Origin of the sequence: Nitrosococcus wardiae, from assembly GCF_004421105.1 — a bacterium.
Taxonomy (GTDB): Bacteria; Pseudomonadota; Gammaproteobacteria; order Nitrosococcales; family Nitrosococcaceae; genus Nitrosococcus; species Nitrosococcus wardiae.
On record NZ_CP038033.1, the window covers coordinates 859,178 to 881,506 of the forward strand.

General features: G+C 50.2%; 17 protein-coding genes. 10 read left to right on the top strand and 7 right to left on the bottom strand.

All coding sequences use genetic code 11. The annotated features are described in order from the left end of the window. The first annotated feature begins 7 nt into the window (after window positions 1-7). The 5 genes from glmU (at window position 8) to E3U44_RS04215 (ending at window position 8,924) form a co-directional block, all read left to right on the top strand. Window positions 8-1,378, top strand: a complete 1,371-nt coding sequence (glmU, locus tag E3U44_RS04195; RefSeq protein ID WP_134356810.1) for a bifunctional UDP-N-acetylglucosamine diphosphorylase/glucosamine-1-phosphate N-acetyltransferase GlmU — start codon at window positions 8-10, stop codon at window positions 1,376-1,378. Between the two features lie 211 nt (window positions 1,379-1,589). Continuing rightward, entirely contained in the window at window positions 1,590-3,422 is a 1,833-nt protein-coding gene (gene glmS / locus E3U44_RS04200) for a glutamine--fructose-6-phosphate transaminase (isomerizing) (RefSeq protein WP_134356811.1), read from the top strand. Between the two features lie 44 nt (window positions 3,423-3,466). After that, the gene (locus tag E3U44_RS04205; RefSeq protein WP_134356812.1) at window positions 3,467-4,381 is read left to right on the top strand and encodes a carbohydrate kinase family protein; all 915 of its coding nucleotides are present in this window, start codon (window positions 3,467-3,469) and stop codon (window positions 4,379-4,381) included. Next, window positions 4,381-6,540, top strand: a complete 2,160-nt coding sequence (locus tag E3U44_RS04210; protein WP_134356813.1) for an HAD-IIB family hydrolase — start codon at window positions 4,381-4,383, stop codon at window positions 6,538-6,540. The genes E3U44_RS04205 and E3U44_RS04210 overlap by 1 nt, the downstream gene beginning before the upstream one ends. Beyond that, window positions 6,540-8,924 (top strand): sucrose synthase, encoded by a 2,385-nt coding sequence (locus E3U44_RS04215; protein ID WP_206054883.1) that lies wholly within the window; start codon window positions 6,540-6,542, stop codon window positions 8,922-8,924. Before E3U44_RS04210 ends, E3U44_RS04215 begins: the two co-directional genes overlap by 1 nt. A 33-nt stretch (window positions 8,925-8,957) precedes the next feature. Here the strand turns inward: E3U44_RS04215 and E3U44_RS04220 are convergent, their stop codons facing one another. After that, the gene (locus tag E3U44_RS04220; protein ID WP_134356815.1) at window positions 8,958-10,076 is read right to left on the bottom strand and encodes a Do family serine endopeptidase; all 1,119 of its coding nucleotides are present in this window, start codon (window positions 10,074-10,076) and stop codon (window positions 8,958-8,960) included. Between the two features lie 301 nt (window positions 10,077-10,377). On the opposite strand from E3U44_RS04220, the gene gcvT reads away from it, so the two are divergent. Then, window positions 10,378-11,493 (top strand): glycine cleavage system aminomethyltransferase GcvT, encoded by a 1,116-nt coding sequence (gene gcvT, locus E3U44_RS04225; RefSeq protein WP_134356816.1) that lies wholly within the window; start codon window positions 10,378-10,380, stop codon window positions 11,491-11,493. Here gcvT and argH read toward each other — a convergent pair. Next, window positions 11,490-12,890, bottom strand: coding sequence for an argininosuccinate lyase (gene argH, locus E3U44_RS04230; RefSeq protein ID WP_134356817.1), 1,401 nt, complete (start codon window positions 12,888-12,890; stop codon window positions 11,490-11,492). The two genes, gcvT and argH, sit on opposite strands and share 4 nt — an antisense overlap. 203 nt (window positions 12,891-13,093) lie before the next feature. Here argH and hemC point away from each other — a divergent pair, with 203 nt between their 5' ends. From hemC to E3U44_RS04250, 4 genes are read left to right on the top strand one after another with little or no spacing between them, the layout of a single operon-like run. Then, entirely contained in the window at window positions 13,094-14,026 is a 933-nt protein-coding gene (gene hemC / locus E3U44_RS04235) for a hydroxymethylbilane synthase (protein WP_134356818.1), read from the top strand. Further along, window positions 14,019-14,816 carry a uroporphyrinogen-III synthase gene (locus E3U44_RS04240; RefSeq protein WP_134356819.1) on the top strand — a complete coding sequence of 266 codons (798 nt, stop codon included), beginning with the start codon at window positions 14,019-14,021 and terminating at the stop codon, window positions 14,814-14,816. The genes hemC and E3U44_RS04240 overlap by 8 nt, the downstream gene beginning before the upstream one ends. Then, entirely contained in the window at window positions 14,813-16,429 is a 1,617-nt protein-coding gene (locus tag E3U44_RS04245) for a uroporphyrinogen-III C-methyltransferase (RefSeq protein ID WP_134356820.1), read from the top strand. Before E3U44_RS04240 ends, E3U44_RS04245 begins: the two co-directional genes overlap by 4 nt. Beyond that, a complete protein-coding gene (locus tag E3U44_RS04250) occupies window positions 16,426-17,709 on the top strand; it encodes a heme biosynthesis protein HemY (RefSeq protein WP_134356821.1) in 1,284 nt (427 codons plus the stop codon). The genes E3U44_RS04245 and E3U44_RS04250 overlap by 4 nt, the downstream gene beginning before the upstream one ends. Window positions 17,710-17,892: 183 nt before the next feature. Here E3U44_RS04250 and minE read toward each other — a convergent pair whose 3' ends face one another. From minE to hemA, 5 genes are all read right to left on the bottom strand, one after another. After that, window positions 17,893-18,180, bottom strand: coding sequence for a cell division topological specificity factor MinE (gene minE / locus E3U44_RS04255; protein ID WP_134356822.1), 288 nt, complete (start codon window positions 18,178-18,180; stop codon window positions 17,893-17,895). A gap of 6 nt (window positions 18,181-18,186) precedes the next feature. Next, on the bottom strand, window positions 18,187-18,996 hold the full coding sequence (minD, locus tag E3U44_RS04260; RefSeq protein WP_134356823.1) for a septum site-determining protein MinD: 810 nt from the start codon (window positions 18,994-18,996) through the stop codon (window positions 18,187-18,189). A 37-nt stretch (window positions 18,997-19,033) separates the two neighbouring features. Continuing rightward, the gene (gene minC, locus E3U44_RS04265; RefSeq protein WP_240761729.1) at window positions 19,034-19,762 is read right to left on the bottom strand and encodes a septum site-determining protein MinC; all 729 of its coding nucleotides are present in this window, start codon (window positions 19,760-19,762) and stop codon (window positions 19,034-19,036) included. Between the two features lie 179 nt (window positions 19,763-19,941). Next, window positions 19,942-21,024, bottom strand: coding sequence for a peptide chain release factor 1 (gene prfA / locus E3U44_RS04270; RefSeq protein ID WP_134356825.1), 1,083 nt, complete (start codon window positions 21,022-21,024; stop codon window positions 19,942-19,944). A 12-nt stretch (window positions 21,025-21,036) separates the two neighbouring features. Then, the gene (gene hemA / locus E3U44_RS04275) at window positions 21,037-22,299 is read right to left on the bottom strand and encodes a glutamyl-tRNA reductase (protein WP_134356826.1); all 1,263 of its coding nucleotides are present in this window, start codon (window positions 22,297-22,299) and stop codon (window positions 21,037-21,039) included. Between the last annotated feature and the right edge of the window lie 30 nt (window positions 22,300-22,329).

Below are 22,329 nucleotides of genomic sequence, written 5' to 3' on the forward strand. Positions count from 1 at the left end.
GGAAATAGTGGCTGTTAGCGTTATTATCCTGGCAGCGGGGCAAGGAACCCGCATGCGTTCAACCTTACCAAAAGTGCTTCATCGGCTCGCGGGCCGGCCGCTATTGAGTCATGTGATTGCAAAGGCACGCCAGCTCAATCCAGAGCAGATTAGTGTAGTCTACGGTCATGGTGGGGAAACTGTCCCAGAGGCCATAGGGGCAACCGATATTATCTGGGTGCGGCAAGAATCCCAATTGGGTACGGGCCATGCTGTGGCTCAGGGATTGCCCCATATAAAACCGGATGCATCGCTGTTAATCCTTTATGGAGATGTTCCCTTGGTCGAGGTTCAGACTCTCCAAAGCCTGCTTGTGATAGCAGAGCAGGGGGGAATAGGGCTACTTACGGTTGAGTTGCCGAATCCTACGGGTTATGGCCGAATTATTCGAGATAGGTTAGGAAAGATATCTAAAATTGTTGAGGAGGCTGATACGAGCCCGGAGCAACGGGAAATTCGGGAAGTCAACACGGGTATCATTGCTATAGAGGCTCGTTATTTAGGACAGCTCATTCCTAAACTTAGCAATAACAATGCTCAGGGGGAATATTACCTGACAGACATTATTGAATACGCTATTGCCGAAGATCATAGGGTTGAGACAGTCTCCGCAACAGATCGGGTGGAGGTTATGGGGATCAATGATCGTGGGCAACTGGCGCGTTTAGAGCGCGCTTACCAGGCCCGAGAGGCGGCCCGCTTAATGGGGGAAGGGGTTAGCCTCAGTGATCCAGCCCGCTTTGATTTGCGAGGTGAGCTGGAGGTGGGACAAGATATTAATATTGATATTAACGTAATTTTTGAGGGTCGCGTCACCCTTGGTGACGGGGTGAAAATCGGACCTAATTGTTATATCCGTAATGCAGCGCTGAGGGAAGGAGTTGAGGTACTGGCGAATTGCGTGATTGAGGATGCCATTATTGATAGCCATGCTCGGATTGGTCCCTTTGCCCGTATTCGCCCTGAAACAAGATTAGGTGAAGGGGTGCATGTAGGCAATTTCGTGGAAATTAAAAAATCCACTATCAACCAAGGTTCCAAGGTTAATCACTTGAGCTATATTGGCGATGCTACTGTCGGCAAGGAGGTCAACATTGGTGCTGGCACTATTACCTGTAATTACGACGGCGCTAATAAACATCCTACGATTATTGAAGACCATGCCTTTATTGGCTCAAATACTCAGCTTGTGGCCCCGGTAAAAATCGGTACAGGTGCCACCATTGGTGCCGGTACAACGATTACCCGGGATGCACCTCCCGGTGAATTAACCCTAAGTCGGGTGCCGCAAAAAACGCGGTCTGGATGGAAGCGGGCTACTAAAAAAAAGAGTGATTAGTCAAGTGAGGAGAAAGTTTCTTGTTTACTCGATTCAAGTTTTTCTTCTGAGCAATCGATTACCCTAAGGTAAAGTTATTAATCTGGACGCGGTTTTAAAACGGCTTGCCAGTAAAGGGCAAAGGTGCTTGTGCTCAGTTTTCCTTGAATTTTCTTTTCATATCGCACTGGATGGATAGTCCAATTTAAAAACAACAAGGGAGGATGGGGCAATGTGTGGTATCGTCGGAGCGGTTGCGCAGCGGGATGTAGTTCCCATCCTATTGGAAGGATTACGGCGTTTGGAATATCGGGGCTACGACTCGGCGGGGATGGTCGTCATGGATGGGGGAAGTGCGGGCCTGCAGCGGGTGCGGCGGCGAGGCAAAATAATAGAACTTGAGCAGGGTCTTTCAGGCGCCGCCCTGAATGGTCCTATAGGTATTGCCCATACTCGCTGGGCGACCCATGGTGAACCTAGCGAAGCCAATGCCCATCCCCACATCTGTCGGCAAACGGTAGCTTTGGTCCATAACGGTATTATTGAAAACTACGAAGAACTGCGATCTCAGCAACGGAGTGCCAGTTTTGAGTTTACCTCAGATACTGATACAGAAGTCATTGTCCATCAAATCTATCACTACCTAGAGCAGCATAACAATCTCCTAACAGCGGTTCAAAATGCGCTCCAAGACCTTAAAGGGGCTTATGCTTTGGGAGTGATTTCAACGAGGAGGCCTGATTATTTAGTGGCGGCTCGCCGGGGCAGCCCCCTCGTTATTGGGATAGGTATTGGGGAACACTTTATTGCCTCTGATGTAGCCGCTTTGCTTCCGGTGACTCAGCGCTTTATCTTTTTAGAAGAAGGGGATATTGCTGAATTAACCCGGGAGGGTGTGACCATTTATGACGCCAGGGGCCAGCGGGTGGAGCGGCCAATCCGGGAAAATAGAATCCGCGCTGATGCCATAGAGCGGGGGGAATTCCGCCACTATATGCTCAAGGAAATTTTCGAGCAACCTCGAGCAATCACAGAAACTCTAGAAGGGCGGATTAGCGAGCACCGGGTTTTGGATGAAGCTTTTGGCCCTAAGGCAGGAGAGGTGTTGGACAAAATCCAATCCGTGCTGATCCTGGCCTGTGGGACCAGTTACCATGCCGGTATGGTCGGCCATTACTGGCTAGAATCCATTGCCAATATCCCTTGCCGGGTGGAGATTGCCAGCGAATTTCGCTATCGTCGTCCCGTAGTCACTCCCGACACTTTGGTGGTGACTTTGTCCCAGTCAGGGGAGACCGCTGATACGATCGCCGCCCTTAAAGAAGCTCAACGGTTAGGATTTGGTCCCAGCTTGAGTATCTGTAATGTTCCAGAAAGCTCGTTAGTTCGAGAATCTGATTTGGTCTTAATGACGCGGGCTGGTCCTGAAATTGGAGTGGCCTCCACCAAGGCTTTTACCGCCCAGCTAACAGCGCTGCTACTCTTGGTAATTGCATTGGGGCGACGCCACGGGTTAGCCGCAGAGGAGGCGCGCCTGGTTTCCCAATTAATGCTTCTCCCTGCCCGAGTAGAACAGACATTGCAGCTGAGTCCGGCTATTCAGGAGCTCTCCCAGCAATTTGCAGAGATTCGGAATGCTTTATTTCTGGGGCGGGGGGCCCATTACCCTATTGCAATGGAGGGAGCCCTCAAGCTCAAAGAGATCTCTTATATTCATGCCGAGGCTTATCCTGCTGGGGAGTTAAAGCATGGCCCCCTGGCATTGGTAGATGCAGATATGCCAGTGATTGCCGTCGCTCCTAATGACCAGGTTTTAGAGAAATTGAAGTCTAACCTGCAAGAAGTCCGGGCCCGCGGCGGGCAGCTCTATGTGTTTGCCGATCATGCTGCAGAGGTCGAATCCGGTCCTGGAATGAAGGTCTTAGAGATGCAGCCAGTAGAAGATGAGACCGCCCCCCTTATTTACACTATCCCATTGCAGTTATTGGCTTATCATGTGGCCGTGATTAAGGGAACAGACGTGGATCAGCCTCGTAATTTGGCCAAGTCTGTTACTGTGGAGTAGGCTTTAGGGGATTTTTGGGACTTAGAAATTTAGATTATAAAATTATGGAAGAGCAACCATTGCCGCGACCTTTTGTCTTTGGGGAAGTACTTTTCGATTGTTTTCCCGATGGAGTCCAGGTGTTGGGGGGGGCTCCTTTTAACGTCGCTTGGCACCTGCAAGGTTTGGGTTTAGCGCCCCTGTTAATTAGTCGGGTGGGTACTGATGAACACGGCCAGCGGGTGTTAGCTGCAATGGGAACGTGGGATATGGATTGCGGCGCTGTTCAACAGGACCCGATTCATCCCACAGGCAAAGTAGAAATCACTCTCCAGGGGGGACAGCCCAGCTTCAATATCCTCCCAGACCAGGCCTACGATTTTATTGATCCCGATCCCCTCTTAAAACAGTTACCCAGTAAATCCCCTCCTTTGCTTTATCGGGGCACATTGGCAGTACGTTCTCCCACCTCCCGAAGAGCACTGGAAACCCTATCGAAAATGGGCGATCCGCCGATTTTCCTTGATCTTAATCTTCGCTCTCCCTGGTGGCAGTACAATTTAATAGAACAAGCCTTGCATACTGCTCGTTGGGCTAAGCTCAATGATGCCGAGTTGTTTACCCTCCTTGAAAAGAGAGCTGAAAACCAGGAAGAGCTGGTAAAGCTGGCCCAGTCAGTCTGCCATCGTTTCCAGTTGGAGTGGTTACTCATTACTTTAGGTGAAAAAGGTGCGTTGCTGGTGGTGGCAGACAATCAGTTCCATTGGGCCAAAGCTAATCCAGTCAAAGTGGTTGATACAGTGGGTGCAGGTGATGCCTTTAGCGCGGTGATGATACAAGCGCTTCTACAGAATTGGCCACTTAAGCAGGCCTTAGAGAGAGGGGTGGCTTTTGCCGCTGCCGTCTGCACGATGCAGGGAGCTGTGACTCAAGATCCCCAATTCTATGCTGGATTTATGGCCAACTGGCAGGAGGCCTAATGAAGCAGCCCGATGGTTTGTACATTGTGTTAATCAGCGTCCATGGGCTTATTCGCGGCCATGAGCTAGAGCTAGGTCGAGATGCTGATACCGGCGGCCAGACAAAATATGTTATTGAATTGGCGCGGGCACTTGCGGAAAATCCCCAAGTAAGCCGAGTCGATTTATTAACGCGAAGAGTTATCGATCCTAAAATAGACAGGGATTACGGGGAATCGATAGAACGTCTTTCCTCTCGAGCCCAAATTATACGCTTATCCTGCGGCCCACGCCGATATCTGCGTAAAGAGGTCCTATGGCCTTATCTAGGCAGTTTTGCCGATTATGCTCTTCAGCACATTCGTCGCGTCGGTCGCCTGCCCGATGTCATCCACTCCCACTATGCGGATGCCGGGTATGTTGGATTACGCCTGTCAGGCTTATTAGGCATTCCCTTAGTGCATACAGGGCATTCCTTAGGCCGAGTAAAACATCAGCGGCTTCTTGAGGGTGGGACTAGCGAGGAGAATATTGAGGCTCGATACAATATAAATCAACGGATTGAGGCCGAAGAACAGGCTCTCGGTGCTGCTGCTCTGGTCGTCGCCAGTACTCAGCAGGAGGTGGATGAACAATATGCCCTTTATGATAACTATCAGCCAAAGCGGATGGTGGTGATCCCCCCAGGTACTGATCTGGAACGGTTTCATCCTCCTTCTCGTTTCTGGCGCAATCCACCAATTGAGCGGGAAATAAGCCGTTTTCTATCTTACCCCCGTAAGCCCATGATCTTAGCTTTGTCCCGGCCAGATGCGCGGAAAAATATTACGACTTTGATCCGGGCCTATGGGGAGAACCCAGCCCTGCGCCAGAAAGCTAATTTAGCCGTGGTGGCGGGTAATCGAGATGATATCAGCACCATGGAGAAAGGACCGAGGACAGTGCTAAAGGAGATATTGCTATTAATTGATCGCTACGACCTTTATGGCAGTATTGCCTATCCCAAGCACCATGATATCAGTGATGTCCCAGACTTATATCGCTTGGCGGCCCAGTCAAAAGGTATTTTTATCAATCCGGCATTAACGGAACCCTTTGGCCTCACATTGATTGAGGCAGCAGCTAGCGGCCTGCCCGTTGTTGCTACCCATGACGGGGGCCCTCGGGAAATATTGGAATATTGTAAGAACGGGGAGCTTATCGATCCTTTGGATGCAGACCGCATGGGCGAAGTATTGTTTGAGGCCCTTTCTGATCGCAGCCGGTGGCAACGTTGGGCAAAAAATGGCCTTAAGGGTGCGCACCAACATTACTCTTGGCCAGGGCATGTGACAAAGTATTTGCGTGAGGTGAGCAAAGTTATCCGGAAGGCGAAAAAGCCCAGGCTCCAGACGAAAAAAAAGAGCCGCTTACCTGTTTCTGAAAAAGTCCTGGTCTGCGATATCGACAATACCTTAACTGGGGACAGGGAAGGCCTACGCAGCTTGTTTAAAAAACTTAAGGAAGCGGGTACGGAAATTGGTTTTGGTATTGCAACGGGAAGAAATTTCACCAGTACCCTTAAAGTGCTTAAAGAATGGGAAATTCCTTTGCCCGATCTTTTGATCACGGGGGTGGGATCTCAGATCTTCTACGGGCCTAATCTCGTGGAGGATCAAAGCTGGCAGCAGCATATTCGTTATCGCTGGAAACGGGAGGCCATTCTTGAGGCAATGGCTGATATACCCAATCTACGTTTTCAGCCCCGTAGTGAGCAGTTGCCTTACAAGATCAGCTATTATGTAGACGCTAAAAAAGGAATAGATATACCGGCGATTACTCGCCATTTGCGGCGGCTTGATCTGAGTGCCAATATTATCTATTCCCACCAAGCTTACCTGGATTTATTGCCGGTGCGGGCTTCCAAAGGAAGTGCGGTGCGGTTTTTTTGCAATAAATGGGGTATTCCCTTAGAGCACCTCCTGGTCGTGGGTGACTCCGGTAGTGATGAGGAAATGTTGACCGGCAATACTTTGGGAGCGGTAGTGGGTAACTATAGTCCTGAGCTCGAATATCTGCATGAGGATCCAAGTATTTATTTTGCCAAAGAGCACCATGCCTGGGGAATTTTAGAAGCTTTAGAACACTACAATTTTTTTGAACAGGAAAGGATAGTAGCGGTCCAGAAAGAAGCAATATAATGGAAATTGTTGATTTTGTGAGCAAGCACAGGGAAGTGGTTTATCTGTTGTTGCGCCGCTATTTGGCTCTCCAAAAACCTTTTTTGTTGCGATCTGACCTTATCGATGAGTTCGATAGCTTCTGTAATGAGAAGGACATGGGGTCAGAACTTCGCAATTCCCCCTTGGCAGCTATAATCCAAGCCGTTCAGGAAGCGGCAATGGATCCCGAGTGGATCTACTTGTCGGTACGACCTGGAATCGCAAACTGGGAATATTACCGGATCCATGCAGAGGTTATCCAAGTTGAAATAGTAACTGTTTCCCAATTTCTAGAGTTTAAGGCACGTCTAGTGCTCGGTCCCCAGCAACCTGAGCCGTGGCCGCTGAGGGTGGATATGGGACCTTTTAATCGAGAATTCCCCCGCCTTAGTGAGACTCGTTCCATTGGCCGCGGAATGGATTTCCTCAACCGACATCTTTCTAGCCAGTTATTTAAAGAGCTAGAAACGGGAGGCCAATGCTTACTCAACTTTTTAAGTGTCCACCACTGCCGGGGACAGCCCTTAATGTTAAATGATCGCATCCAGGATTTACGGGGATTGCGCCGTGCCCTACGCCAGGCGATGGATTTTCTCGGCGATTTCCCCGAGGCTGCTAAATGGGAAGCCGTAGGGCATAAATTGCAGGAACTGGGATTTGAGCGTGGTTGGGGCGGGACCGTGGCTCAGATGGAGGATTCCTTTAGCCTCTTAATGGATATTCTTGAAGCCCCTGATCCGGGCAATTTAGAGCGATTCCTTGCCCGTATTCCGATGATTTTCAATATCGTTATTCTTAGTCCCCATGGGTATTTTGGTCAGGGCAATATTCTGGGCTTGCCGGATACGGGGGGGCAGGTGGTCTATATCTTGGACCAGGTTCGGGCTCTAGAGAAGGAAATGCGCCGCCAGTTAAAAGAGGAGGGGCTTGATATTGAGCCCCAGATTTTGGTGGTGACTCGCTTGATTCCGGAGGCCCAGGGCACCCGTTGCGATCAACGCTTAGAAGCCATTGTCGGGACGGAAAATGCTGCTATCTTAAGGGTGCCCTTTCGCAGTGCCGCTGGCGAAGTGCTGCCCTATTGGCTCCCTCGCTTTGAGGTTTGGCCTTACCTTGAACGCTATGTCATGGATGTAGAAAGAGAAATTCTCGCCGAGCTTGAGGGAAGCCCGGATCTTATTATCGGCAACTACTCGGACGGAAGCCTGGTGGCCACCCTTCTTTCCCACCGTCTGCGCGTGACCCAGTGCAATATTGCCCATGCCTTGGAAAAGACCAAGTATCTTTATTCCGATTTATATTGGCGGGAAAATGATCCCCAATACCACTTTGCCTGCCAGTTTACCGCTGATTTCATTGCTATGAATAGTGCTGATTTTATTATCACCAGTACTTATCAGGAAATTGCAGGGGATCGGAATAGCGTAGGCCAGTATGAAAGCTATGGTGCCTATATTTTGCCTGGATTGTATCAGGTGGTTCAGGGTATTGATGTTTTCGATCCCAAATTCAATATTGTTTCCCCCGGTGCCGATGCAGAAGTTTATTTTCCCTATACAGAGAGGAAACGACGTTTAAATGGATTGCGTCAGGAAATCGAAGAGTTAGTATGGGGCAACGAGCGACCTGATGCCCGCGGCAAGCTCCAGGATAAGGGCAAGCCGTTATTGTTTACCATGGCGCGCCTCGACCAAATCAAGAACATCACCGGCTTGGTGGAATGGTATGGACGCTGTGAACGACTAAGAAAGCGGGTTAATTTGGTGGTGGTTGCTGGGTATGTGGATGAGGCGCAATCGGCGGACAGGGAAGAACAGGCCCAAATTACCCGCATGCATCAGTTGATGGAAGAATATGAATTAGATGACCAAGTACGTTGGTTAGGAACTTTGCTGCAAAAAAATTTGGCGGGAGAGCTTTATCGTTTTGTTGCTGATTCCCGCGGTGCTTTTGTTCAGCCGGCGCTCTTTGAAGCCTTTGGCTTGACGGTAATAGAGGCAATGAGCAGTGGATTGCCTACTTTTGCCACTTGCTATGGGGGACCCTTGGAGATCATCCAAGACGAAGTATCAGGCTTTCACATCAATCCCAACCATGGTGAAGAGACTGCTGCTTGCATCGCCGATTTCTTCGAGCGCTGTCAAGTTGAGCCTGAATATTGGGAAAAGCTCTCCCACGGTGCATTGCATCGGATTGGGCGCCGTTACACTTGGGATCTTCATGCCGAGCAGATGATGACCTTGTCTCGCATTTATGGTTTTTGGAAATATGTAACCAATTTGGAGCGGGAGGAAAGTCGGCGTTATTTGGAGATGTTCTATAATTTGCAATTTCGTCCCCTTGCTCGGCAGATGGAGCATTAACCCAAATACATCTTTTCTTCTCCACTGTAATCATTAAGAATAAGGCACTATTTTTTCAGGTACCAATGTTGCCGTGATTTTCTTAATGGTGATGGTTAGGTGGATTTCTTTGCCGTTACGGACTGCGGTAAGATTGATCTGTTTCCCCGCCCGAGATAGACCAATGATGTTGTGCAATTGGTCGGCGTTATGAACCGGCTGATCATCCACGGCCACAATGATGTCACCCACCTTAAGTCCACTTTCTGCGGCTGCCGAGTTAGGGAGAACTTGAACAACCACTGCTCCTTGGCGGAGATCGATACCGAAGGCTTGAATCAGGTCAGGTGTCAGGTTCTGGACAGCAATGCCAAGTCGACCACGGTGTACCTCGCCATACTTAAGGAGTTGTTCCATAATTTCCTGGGCCATATTACTGGGAATAGCAAAGCCAATCCCCACATTGCCGCCATCGGGAGTAAAAATAGCGGTATTGATCCCTACCAGCTCCCCTCGGAGATTGACCAACGCTCCTCCAGAATTGCCAGGGTTTATAGAAGCATCGGTTTGAATAAAGTTTTCATATCCTTCGATTCCCAGGCCGCTGCGGCCTAAGGCGCTGATAATACCCGAAGTGACCGTTTGCCCAAGACCAAAGGGATTGCCGATAGCAATCACGAAGTCTCCTACCCGGAGAGTATCGGAATTGGCCATGGGCAAAGCGGTAAGGCCTTGAGCGGGAATTTTAATGACCGCGATATCGCTAAGGGGATCGGTACCGACTACCTTTGCGGAAAGTTGGCGCCCGTCACGGAGGGTAACCGTAATCTCATCAGCTTTATCAATCACATGGTTATTGGTGAGGACAAGGCCTTCGTGGGCATTGATGATGACTCCGGAACCAAGACTTTGCCGGGGAATCGTTTTCGGGGAGTCGGGTAGCTTAAAGAAAAAACGGAAAAAGGGATCTTTCAATAAGGAATTTCCAGGAACAGGCGTTCGGTTGCGGGTTGCAATGTTGACCACGGAGGGGGTAGCCTTCTCAAGCATGGGCGCAAGGGAGGGGAGTTCCTCTGAACCCTCGAACAAACTCAGAGGCAAGCCGGCGTTAACGCGTGGGCTCCAAAGGGTGGTACTCAGCAGGCCGACTATAAAGATTTTCCCGATCTTCAACGTCCTTTAACTCCTTCAATCAGTTAAGTATCTTAGTAAAAGTTTTGAAGTATTCCTGGGGCGATCCGGTGGTGTGGAGCTAGGGGACAGGGAACAGCACCCGCTCGCTCCTAAAACACCTCATATTTTTTCATAGGTACTTACCTTGGCGTTAAATCCGCTTTTTATTGCCGCCTGCAAAACTATTTGCTGTCAGCTTTTACGCGGAGGTGATGCCATGAATAGCAGCGGTTGTGGGAAGATAGCCTTCCATCCCATTCTGGGCTGTGTCATAGTTAATATACATGAGGAGGAGCTTGTAATGGGAAAACATACCGCAATATTTGAACAGCACCGCTCAGCAGGGGGCCGGTTGGTAGATTTTGCTGGTTGGGATATGCCCCTGCATTACGGTTCACAGGTGAGAGAACATCAGAGAGTGCGCCAGGGCGCTGGAATATTTGATGTTTCCCATATGGCAGTGATTGATCTTAAAGGTGAGAAAGTACGTCCTTTTTTACGCCGCTTGCTGGCCAATAATGTGGATCGCCTCACTGTCCCTGGAAAGGCTCTTTATAGTTGCATACTTAATGAGCAGGGTGGGATTCTTGATGACCTTATTGTTTACTTTATGGCAGAGCAGGAATTCCGTATCGTATCTAATGCGGGTACCCGGGATAAAGACTTGGTCTGGATCGAAACCCATGGGGCTCCTTTTAAGGTTCAAGTGGAAGAGCGATCTGATCTGGCAATGATTGCCGTACAGGGGCCTGAAGCACGCACCAAAGTCCATGAGCAATTGCCAGAAACCTTAAGGGAAAAGGTTTCTAGTCTGAAGCGCTTTCAGGCGGTGTGGGAGAATGAACTCTTTGTTGCCCGTACGGGTTATACGGGGGAAGATGGTTATGAATTGCTGCTACCCGGAGAGAAAGCGCCAGGCTGGTGGCAGCGCCTGGTGGCCAGCGGCGTGATGCCCTGTGGCCTTGGCGCGCGGGATACCTTGAGGTTAGAAGCGGGCATGTGTCTTTATGGCACGGATATGGACGAGACGACGACCCCTCTGGAGTCGGGCCTTGGATGGACCGTGGCCTGGGAACCCACCGAGCGGGATTTTATCGGTCGTGATGCTTTGGAAGCCCAGCAGGCTGCCGGTTGCCCCCGCCAACTCGTGGGCTTGTTGCTCCAGGGAAAGGGCCTTATGCGCAATGGACAGCGGGTAGTCACCCCCGTGGGTGAGGGGGTAGTCACCAGCGGCGGGTTTTCCCCTAGCTTAGAGCGATCCATTGCCCTTGCCCGGGTGCCTACCGAAGCTAAAGGCGCCTGTGAGGTCTATATCCGGGACCGGGCGGTGGCGGCCACTATTGTTAAGCCGCCTTTTGTTCGCCAGGGGCGTCACTGTCTCCCTCCGGAGTTGATGAGCCAAACCGAGGCCAGTTAGGGCTGGAGGCGTAATTTCTTCCGGGCCCGTTGGATGGCAGCGCGTACTTGGGTAGGTGCGGTGCCTCCTAAATGATTTCTTGCCGCCACCGAGCCCTCCAATGTGAGGACTGCAAAGACATCTTCCTGGATAAGAGGGGTAAAGCTTTGGAAGGTTTCTAGATTGAGTGCGGCCAGATCCTTGCCCTGTTGGATGGCATAGGCGACGGCTTTGCCTACTATCTCATGGGCATCCCGGAAGGATACACCTTTGCGTACGAGATAGTCAGCGAGATCAGTGGCAGTGGCATAGCCTTTAGCGGCTGCTTCGCGCATTTTATCGGAATTCGTTTTTATTGCGGGAACCATATCGGCAAAAGCCCGCAGGGATCCCAGGAGAGTATCAATAGTATCGAATAGAGGCTCTTTGTCTTCCTGGTTATCTTTGTTATAAGCAAGAGGTTGGCTTTTCATCAGGGTGAGAAGACTGATGAGATGGCCATTGACGCGACCTGTTTTCCCTCTCACTAATTCTGGAACATCAGGGTTTTTCTTCTGGGGCATAATAGACGATCCTGTACAGAACCGATCTGGAAGAGTGACAAAGTCAAACTGGGCTGAGGACCATAGCACCAATTCCTCAGCAAAACGGGACAGATGGGTCATGAGGAGGGCACCAACAGCGGTAAATTCAATGGCAAAATCCCGATCGGAGACTGCGTCCAATGAATTCTCTGTGATAGCCTCAAAGCCCAGCAGTTCAGCCGTATAGGCGCGATCGATAGGAAAGGTGGTTCCTGCTAGAGCTGCCGCCCCTAAGGGCAAGACATTAACCCGGCGGCGGCAATCCGCAAGGCGTTCGTTATCCCTTGCCAGCATTTCGAACCAGGCCATCAAGTGATGGCCAAAGGTCACGGGTTGTGCCGTTTGTAGGTGGGTAAATCCCGGCATGATTGTTTCTGCCTCGCGCTCGGCTAAATTTAGCAAGCCTTCTTGTAGGTGCCGTAGTTGGATTGCAATAGTATCGATGGCATCACGTAGATACAAGCGGATATCCGTGGCAATCTGGTCATTTCGAGAACGGCCCGTATGGAGTTTTTTGCCGACAGGACCAATACGTTCAGTAAGGGCGGCTTCAATATTCATGTGCACATCTTCAAGAGTGACGGACCAGGAAAATTGTCCTTTGTCGATGTCTTGGGCAATAGTTTCTAGGCCCAGGACAATGGCCTCAGACTCCTCCGCAGAGAGCACACCTACCTTAGTTAGCATGTGTGCATGGGCGATAGAACCGCGGATATCCTGCCGATACAGCCGGTGGTCAAAGCTGACAGAGGCGGTAAATTCTTCAACAAAGGCATCGGTGGGCTCATTGAAGCGACCGGACCAGGGTTTACTGGGGACAGCGTCGTGACTCATATTAAAATAGCGTTCTCCGCGTGTTGGAAGTGGAAAAGTTTTTAGTATAGGGGTATCTTGCGGTAATTTTACGCCAAATATCCGTCTTTTGGTGCTGCATTCGGATAAGGTCTGTATTCAAGCTTTGCAATTCTATACCCGGTCCCATTTCCTCTTTAAAACAGCTTTAGTCTATTAAATCGATATAAAATGGTGTTTTTATTATGAATGCAAAGACTTGTCTTCGTATTGCCACACGTAAGAGTCTCCTTGCTTTGTGGCAAGCTGAATATGTTGCTGATACATTGCGTCATCACCACCCTGGCTTGAATGTAGAATTGGTTCGTATGAGTACCCAGGGCGATAAAATCTTAGACACTCCCCTGGCCAAGGTAGGCGGTAAGGGTTTGTTTGTTAAAGAACTGGAACAGGGTCTGCTTAGTGGGGAGGCCGATATTGCCGTTCACTCTATGAAAGATGTACCCGTGGTTTTGCCGGAAGGTCTCCATATTGCGGTAATTTGCCAGCGGGAGGATCCTAGGGATGCTTTTGTCTCCAACCACTGGCAGCAATTGGATAGTCTTCCGGAAGGCGCGCGTGTGGGAACTTCGAGCCTACGTCGACAAAGCCAGGTGCGTGAGCGTCGCCCAGACTTCCATGTTTTGGACTTGCGCGGTAATGTTAATACCCGCTTAGCCAAATTAGACAACAATGAATTTGACGGCATTGTTTTGGCGGCTGCGGGTTTAAAACGTTTAGGGTTGACAGAGCGAATAACAGAACTGCTGGCCCCTGAAATCAGCCTTCCTGCTATCGGTCAAGGGGCTATTGGCATTGAGTGCCGAAAAGACGATGCCGCTACGGAGGAGCTACTAAAAGTGCTTGAACATACCCCAACACGGACCACAATTCGCGCTGAACGGGCGTTGAATGAGCGACTTGCTGGAGGTTGCCAAGTTCCCATTGCTGCCTATGCTGAGCTTGATGGTGAGCGGCTGCGGTTACGTGCCCTGGTGGGACAACCGGATGGGAAGAAAGTCATTCGAGGTGAAATGTGGGGAACGCCTGAGGAAGCAGAGGTATTAGGCGTATCGTTGGGTGAGGATTTACTTCGCCGAGGGGCGGATAAAATTCTGGCGGAGGTCTACGGTGATTGAACGGGATACTTCCCCACAGCGACGGCTTGCGGATCAGTGGATACTGGTTACCCGTCCTGCAGAGCAAGCTGAAAGGTTATCTCAATTAATCGAAGCTGAAGGAGGGCAGGTTTTGCGCTTCCCTACAGTGGAAATTGGCGATCCCAAGGAGCCTTCTGCTGTAGAGGAGATTATTCGCCGCTTAGATAGGTTTCATTGGGCTGTATTCGTAAGTGCTAATGCAGTAAAGCGGGGATTGCCGTGGGTGCTTTCCCGGCGCGAAATGCCCGCAGATCTTAAAATCGCAGTGGTGGGGCAGGCCACTGCCCAGGCTTTGGCCGACTTCGGGCTGCATCCCCACCTTTGCCCTACCTCCGGATATAACAGCGAGGCGTTGCTTGCTATGGATGAATTGCAGCATATGAGCGGGAGCCGGGTAGTCATTTTCCGCGGCAGTGGAGGACGAGAACTTTTGGCAGGGACGTTAGCTAAGCGTGGTGCCCAAATTGAGTATGCTGAAGTGTACCGCCGTTGTTTGCCCCCTCCATCGGTGGCGGCCAAACTGCGCCAGACCCTGGCATCTCGTCCTGTAGATGTGGTGATTACCACCAGTAAGGCTGTTTTGGAAAATCTCTGTTATCTGGTCGGGGAACCTCTGTTAGAAAAACTTCGTCTGATCCCCCTTGTAGTCATCGGCTCGCGGCAAGCGCAGCAAGCAAAAGAGCTTGGATTTACTCAAATATGGGTGGCACAGGAGCCTAGCGATACCGCTCTTGTCCAAGCCATTATTGAACATGAGGATAAATTATGAGTGATAAAGGAGAAAACTTGCCAGGACGTCGACGCGCGAAAGGAGCACACCGCAGCAAAAGGAAGCAAAAGGAGGCCGCCTCATCAGTAGAAACAACATTCAATGAAGTTAATACAGAGGTGACGGAGGAAGCCAACGCAAAAGCCCAGGAAGCGGAGAAACCAGACGCTAAGACCACTGTATCCAAAGCAGAATCCACGACGGAAAGTCCCGAGGAGAAGGAAGCTTCTTTTTCAGAAATAGACCATAATCAGCCGGCTTTTGAAGCGCCAGGAGGAACTATGAGTAACTCCCCTGACCAACCTTCGCCAGAAGCGGTATCTAAAAAACCAGAGGAAATGGGGCAGGAAGCAAAAACGCTAGAATCAGAACAGCCAGCCTCCGAGGGAGTTGCTGCAATGTCCCAAGCAGAGCCAGCAGCGGAAGCTTCCCCAGCCGAGGGTGGGGGTAGCAAGCCGGTATCTGAACCGCCCAAAGAGGAAGTTCCTCCGGCACGTGGTCGAGGCAAATACATGGTAGGGTTTATGATTCTGGCCATTGCCCTCATTTTAGTCGCTGTGGGGGATGCCTACTACGCGCGCTCCTTGGCTGAGAAGGAACGGGAGGCACGGGAGGCCCTCTCTAAGAAATTGGCTGCACAATTAGATACCCAAGTAGATTCCCGCGTAGCCTCCCAAGTAGATGAACGGCTTGCGGGTAGAGAAGAACCCCTCCAACAAGAGGTTACCTCCTTGAAGGGGGAGGTGGAGGGGAATGCCGACGAGCTTGAGATAATTCAGAAGGAAATGGCCGCCTTGGAATCCGCTCTGCGTATTCTCCGTTCGGAAATAGAACAGGGCCCGCAACCTGGGAATTGGGATATTGCCGAGGCGGCCTACCTCATGCGTATTGCCAATGAACGGTTGCAATTGGAACGGGATGTGAGCACTGCGCTGGTGGCTTTGCAGACGGCTGATCAGATTCTTCGTGAGATAGCCGATCCAGCGTTAACGCCGGTGCGAGCTAAATTAGCGGAAGAAATCAGTTCCCTGAAAGCGGTGCCTGTTCCTGATATTGATGGCATGGCTCTATCTCTTACTAGCCTCATTGATCGGGTAAAAGAATTAGAACTCAAAGAAACAGTGATAGAAGAGCCAACACCGACTCCAAAGGTGGAAGAGCAGGCCCCTGAGCAGCCTCCGGAATCAGAGGGAAATACTTATATTGAAAAGGCTAAGGAATTTTTGCAGGTTATCTGGAGCGATCTTAAGCATTTGGTCGTAGTCAGGCGCCGGGGTGAAGGGGAAGGCGGTGGCGGTATTCCCATATTGCCGCCGGAAGAGCGCTACTTTCTCTACCAAAATCTGCGGCTTGAATTAGAATCAGCCCGACTGAGCCTATTACAAAAAAACGAGGACAGTTTTCGGCAAAGTCTCCAGCTAGCTCAAAGCTGGTTGCAGACCTATTTCCAAGGCCCTGAGGCTAAAGTCATGGAGGACGCTCTCGTTGAACTAGAGCAGACGGCAATTAAACCCACATTGCCGGATATTTCTGGAGCATTAAAAGCTTTGGAGCGGGTGCGGGAGCATATAGGGCCGCAAGCTGCCAGAGGTAGCGAAGGAGGTGAGGCATGAAAGCAGTAATTTTTGGCCTGATTGTTCTGATTCTCGCGGTAGGCTTGGAACTGCTCACCCATGATGATTCCGGTTATCTCGTTATCGGATATGGCCAATGGATGGTGGAAACCACACTGACTCTGGCAGTGCTTGTGGCCGGGTTAGCCTTTATCGGAGGATACCTAGCTCTGCGCTTCGTTTCGGGCATGTGGCAAACTCCCCAGCGGTTAGGACAGACACGGCAACAGCGGCGGACCTCGCGCGCAAGCAAAATGTTGATTGAAGGTTTAATTGATGTAGAGGAAGGGAATTGGGATCGGGCAGAACGTGCCTTAATTAAGGATATCGCGTATAGCAATACTCCCTTACTCAATTATATTGCCGCTGCTCGCGCTGCCCAAAATCAAGGTGCATATGAGCGGCGAGACCATTATTTAGATTTGGCTCGAGAGACTACGCCTGCCGCTAATTTTGCCGTCGAGCTTGCTCAGGCGGAATTACAGATTAGCAGTGGGCAGTTTGATCAGGCATTGGCTACTCTAAGGCATCTGCGGGCCTTAGATCCAAGGCATCCCCAACCACTTAAGTTGCTAAAGTCCCTTTACTCCCAACACCGAGATTGGGGCCAATTGCTCGACTTGCTACCTGAATTACGCAAACGGCGCTTGGTAAATAAGGAGGAGGCGCAGTCGTTAGAAGTGATGGCCCATGTGGAGCTTTTGCAAGAGGCTGCTCGCAGTGAAAGCGATGCTTATTTGATCGAGGAATGGAAAGCGATTCCCAACCGCCTGCGAAGACATCCCCGAATCGTAGCTACCTATGTTTATGCTCTTCTTGAGCGCAATGAGCTAGATCTAGCAGAACAGCTTCTCCAGGAGACCTTGAAAAGGAATTGGAGCGACGAATTGATTTATCTTTATGGGTTGGTTCGCTCATCGGATCTGGTGGCACAGCTTACGCGGGCAGAGGCTTGGCTCTCTCAGCAAGGAAATAATCCTTGGTTATTGCTCACTTTGGGACGGATAGCGCAATATAATAGTTTATGGGGCAAGGCTCGGCAATATCTAGAAACGAGTATTGCTTATGCTCCCAGACCAGAAGCTTATCGCGAACTAGGGAAAGTGCTTGAGGAGATAGGCGATTCGGAGGCAGCGCTTGAATGTTATAGTAAAGGATTGTCTATGACTACCGGTGGCGTAATGGAGGAAAGTGGTAAATTCCATTTGCCGGAAACGGCACGGGAGGTTTCCCTGCCAATCAGGGAGCCTACTCCTCAACTGACGGGACCTGTTAGCTAGTAGCGTTTAGGCAAGCTTTCTTTTAATTTTAAGCCCTCTTGGCGGTGTTATGGATAAGGAGCCACTAAGGCACCCAAACCCTCCATCATTGCCTATGGATGGTGGAGGGTCATACCCTCCATGAAAGGTAAGGCTTTCCACTACATAGCTAAATAAATAGCTACTTGAACCCCTACCAAAGAGTTATTGCTTAGAAGAGCAATGAGTCTCAGGTAAATGAGGCGTATCGGGCAAGTGGATATTCAAAGCGAGAACATCCATATCGCCTTCTTGTTCCATTTGGATTTTGACCTGGTCTTCATCGACCGCTACATATTTACGAATAACCTCAATAATATCTTGCCGTAGCCTGGGCAAGTAAGACGGGCCATATCGATCTATTCGTTCATGAGCAATCACAATCTGCAATCGTTCTTTGGCAGTGCGAGCAGAATTTCCCCGTGTTGTTCGAAAGTAGTCGAGCCAACTCATTTTTTTTTACCCAAAAAGCCGTTTAAAGAAGGGCTTGCGCTGGATATGGATGAACCGATGGGGAACATCCTCACCCAAAAAGCGACAGACCACATCCCAATAGGCCTGGCCGGCATCCGTGGCTTCATCCATGATAATAGGTATTCCCGCGTTAGAGGCTTGCAGAACCTCTTTGGATTCGGGAATGACACCTAGCATGGGAATAGCAAGGATATCGAGTATATCATCGACACTCAACATGTCGCCCTGTTTGACCTGCTCGGGGCTATAGCGACTGATGATTAAATGCTCTTTCACTGGCTCTTGGCCTTGTTCGGCCCGTTGGGATTGGCTTTGCAGGATACCAAGAATCCGGTCAGAATCGCGGACCGCTGAAATTTCAGGATTAGTGACCACCAAAGCCTCGTCTGCGAAGTAGAGCGCCATGAGCGCGCCATGTTCGATACCAGCTGGTGAGTCACAAACGATATAATCAAAATCAAGCTCCCGTAGCTCGTCTAAAATCCGCGTGACCCCCTCCCGGGTCAGGGCATCTTTGTTACGGGTTTGGGAGGCAGGGAGTATATACAGATCTTCAACGTGCTTATCCTTGATAAGGGCTTGGTTGAGCCGCGCCTCCTGGTTAATGACATTGACGAGATCATAGACTACGCGTCGCTCACATCCCATAATAAGGTCAAGGTTGCGTAGACCTACATCGAAATCCACCACTACGGTCTTATAGCCTTGCATGGCGAGGCCCGTGGAAAATGAGGCACTCGTCGTTGTCTTGCCCACGCCACCCTTGCCAGATGTGACGACAATTATCTTGGTCACCTTCGATCCTCCCTAGCCTGTGGATCCGCGTTTTTCATTATAGGGGTGAAATCATTAAGTGATCTTCCTGCAAGTAAATTTGCACAGGACGACCCTTGGATGAAGCTTCTACGTCGTCGATTAGTTTGTAATTGCCTGCAATAGCAATCAATTCCGCTTCCAAACTTTGACAAAAGATCCGTACCTCCGTATCTCCATGAACTCCTGCTAGTGCACGTCCTCGTAAGGGGCCATAGACATGAATATTACCGTCTGCAAGTAATTCTGAACCAGGACTGGACTGAGCTAACACCACAAGATCACATTCCCGGGCGTAGACTTGCTGTCCTGAGCGAACGGGCCGCGTGATCATCAAACTTTTGCGAGGAGGGCGCGGTGGTCCAGGGTCCCCTTGGCGACGTTGAGGCCTAGAATTATCAGCGTTTCCAAGGGAGGAGTATTCAGCAGGATCGTTTCTAAGTAAAGCCAGCCCCGCTTGGATTGCCGCTTCTTGTTCCTTCGCCTCGGCATTACGTACCCCTATGGGTACTAGGCCATGTTTGATGAGTGTGATTTTGAGCGCAGTAAAATCAAGCGGGGTTTTACTGCCATTGAGGTCCTTAAGGTCAATGATAATTGGAGTATTAGAAAAGAATCCGGGGGCAATTTTGACTTTGGCAGCAAGCTCATGGGTTATTCGTCCCATATCCGTATCCTGCAATCGCAGTACGCTTAGGGCGCTTAGTTCACCTTTAAGTTCAAAAGCGCGATTTGGATCAAAGGCCATGGATGACATAAAGCGGTAATTGCAGATAAGAGCTCCTAGCTCTGCATTTGAAATTACCAGGCTGGTAAACAATAAACTGTGAGAGAAGCACTTGTTATACAGGCGTAGATGTTGAAACGCAAGGGGAAAAGTGGAATTTGCCTACTCTTTTTTCTGAGGCTTCCAGCCTTCTATCGGTGTTAATCACCTAGCGCCGCCAATTGATCAGCTTGATATTCCGCGATCAATGGATCGATCACCGCATCAAGATGGCCTTCTAAAATTTCATCAAGCTTATAGAGGGTTAAATTGATTCGGTGGTCAGTTACCCGCCCCTGGGGAAAATTATAAGTGCGAATTCGTTCCGACCGGTCTCCACTACCCACAAGGCTGCGCCGGGTTGCGGCTTCTTCGGCCGCTAGTTTGGTTTCCTCCCTCGATTTTAGCTTAGTTCGCAATAGTGACATTGCCCGGACACGGTTCTTATGTTGGGAACGTTCGTCCTGGCATTCTACGACAATCCCGGTAGGAAGGTGGGTGATCCGAATGGCTGAGTCGGTTTTGTTGACATGCTGTCCACCTGCCCCAGAAGCACGAAAAGTATCAATGCGCAGATCCGAGGGATTAATGTCAATGTCATCAATTTCCTCAGCTTCGGGCATAATGGCGACAGTGCAAGCGGAGGTATGAATACGGCCTTGGGACTCAGTTTGGGGAACTCGTTGGACGCGGTGGCCGCCAGATTCAAACTTTAAACGTGAATAAGCGCCTTCGCCTACAATTCGTATAATAATTTCTTTATGCCCTCCATATTCTCCAGGGCTATCACTTATGATTTCCTTCCGCCAACCCCGTTGTTCAGCATAGCGCAGATACATACGTAAGAGGTCACTAGCGAACAGCGCGGCCTCATCGCCGCCAATACCCGCGCGAATTTCTAAAAAAATATTACGCTTATCATTGGGGTCAGAGGGCAACAGGAGGGTTTGCAGTTCTTGGTCAAGTTGTTCAAGTTTCCTTTCTGCTGCAGCCACCTCTTCCTGGGCAAGGGCCCGAAGTTCCGGGTCCTGATCCTTGAGCAGTGCTTTGGCTTCATTGAGGGCATTTTGAGTTTCCTCAAAGTCTCTAAAACAGCCAATGACCGGCTCAAGTTGGGCATATTCCTGAGAAAATTCACGAAATTGCTTTTGATCGTTGGCTATCTCCGGTTCGGCTAATAGGGCAGCTAGCTCTTGCTGTCGCTCAGCCAAGTTTTCTAGCTTACTCCGAATAGAGTCCTTCATGGACAGATCTCTTTAAGCTTTAAAATGGTTAACATCGAAAATTTTAAGGGCTGTTTGTAACGCCAGTTCATCTCCTGCAGCACCTAGGCTTCGTAGTTGTCTACTGGGCACATGTAATAGCTTGTTCGTCAAGTTATGGGCCAGCATGGTCAATACTTCGTTAGGGTCATGGCCTTGAGCCAAGCGGCGGCGGGCCTTTTCTAAAGCCTCCTGGCGCAGTTGATCCGCCTCTTCACGGACAGCGCAGATGACGGGCACCGCATCTTGGGCCCGCACCCATTCCATGAAATGTTCCACCTGGGTGTCAATAATTTCCTCGGCCTGTAGCGCCGCTGCCTGGCGGGAGCGGAGGTTTTCTTGGACCACCTCTTGCAAATCGTCCACATTATAAAGATAGATGTCCTGCAATTCTCCTACTTCAGGCTCGATATCCCGGGGGACGGCAATATCCACCATGAAAATAGGGCGATGCTTACGGATCCGCAAGGCCCGCTCTACGGCACCTTTGCCCAGGATGGGCAACTGGCTCCCAGTGGAGGAGATAACGATATCCGCCTCTGCTAAGTGTTTCGGTATATCCGCAAGGGGAATAGCATAGCCGTTGAATTGGCTGGCTAACTGATAGGCTTTTTCAAGATTCCGGTTAGCGACAATGAGGTGGCCCACCCCGTTTGCAAACAGATGGCGCGCTGTCAACTCGATGGTCTCACCCGCACCAATGAGAAAAGCGGTTGTAGAGCCCAAGTCGCCAAAAATTTGTTTCCCTAGACTAACTGCGGCAAAGGCCACCGAGATGGGGCTGGTACTAATCGCGGTATCGGTGCGAACCTGTTTAGCTACATAAAAGGTATGTTGGAATAAGCGTCCTAGGACACGGCCGATGGTTCCTGCTTCTAAGGCGTAGCTATAAGCTGCCTTAATTTGGCCTAAGATTTGTGGTTCCCCAAGGACCATGGAATCCAGACCGCTGGCAACTCGAAGCAAGTGGCGTACCGCCAAGTGATCAGGATGGGTATAGAGGCAAGTCTCAAGGGTCTTAGGCTGCATGTGATGGTATTGATGTAACCAGTCAATAATGGCCTCCTGCTGTCCCGGTATACAGCCACAGTAAAGCTCAGTCCGGTTGCAGGTAGATAGAATAGCCGCTTCTTTGGCACCACTGTAGCCTATCAATTCCGTCAGCGCTGAGGGCAGATGTTCTGGCGTAAACGTGATCTGTTCTCGGATAGCTACCGGTGCAGTTTTATGATTGACACCAAAGGCAAGCAATTGCATAGGAATAAGAAAGAGCGCTATTTAGCTCTG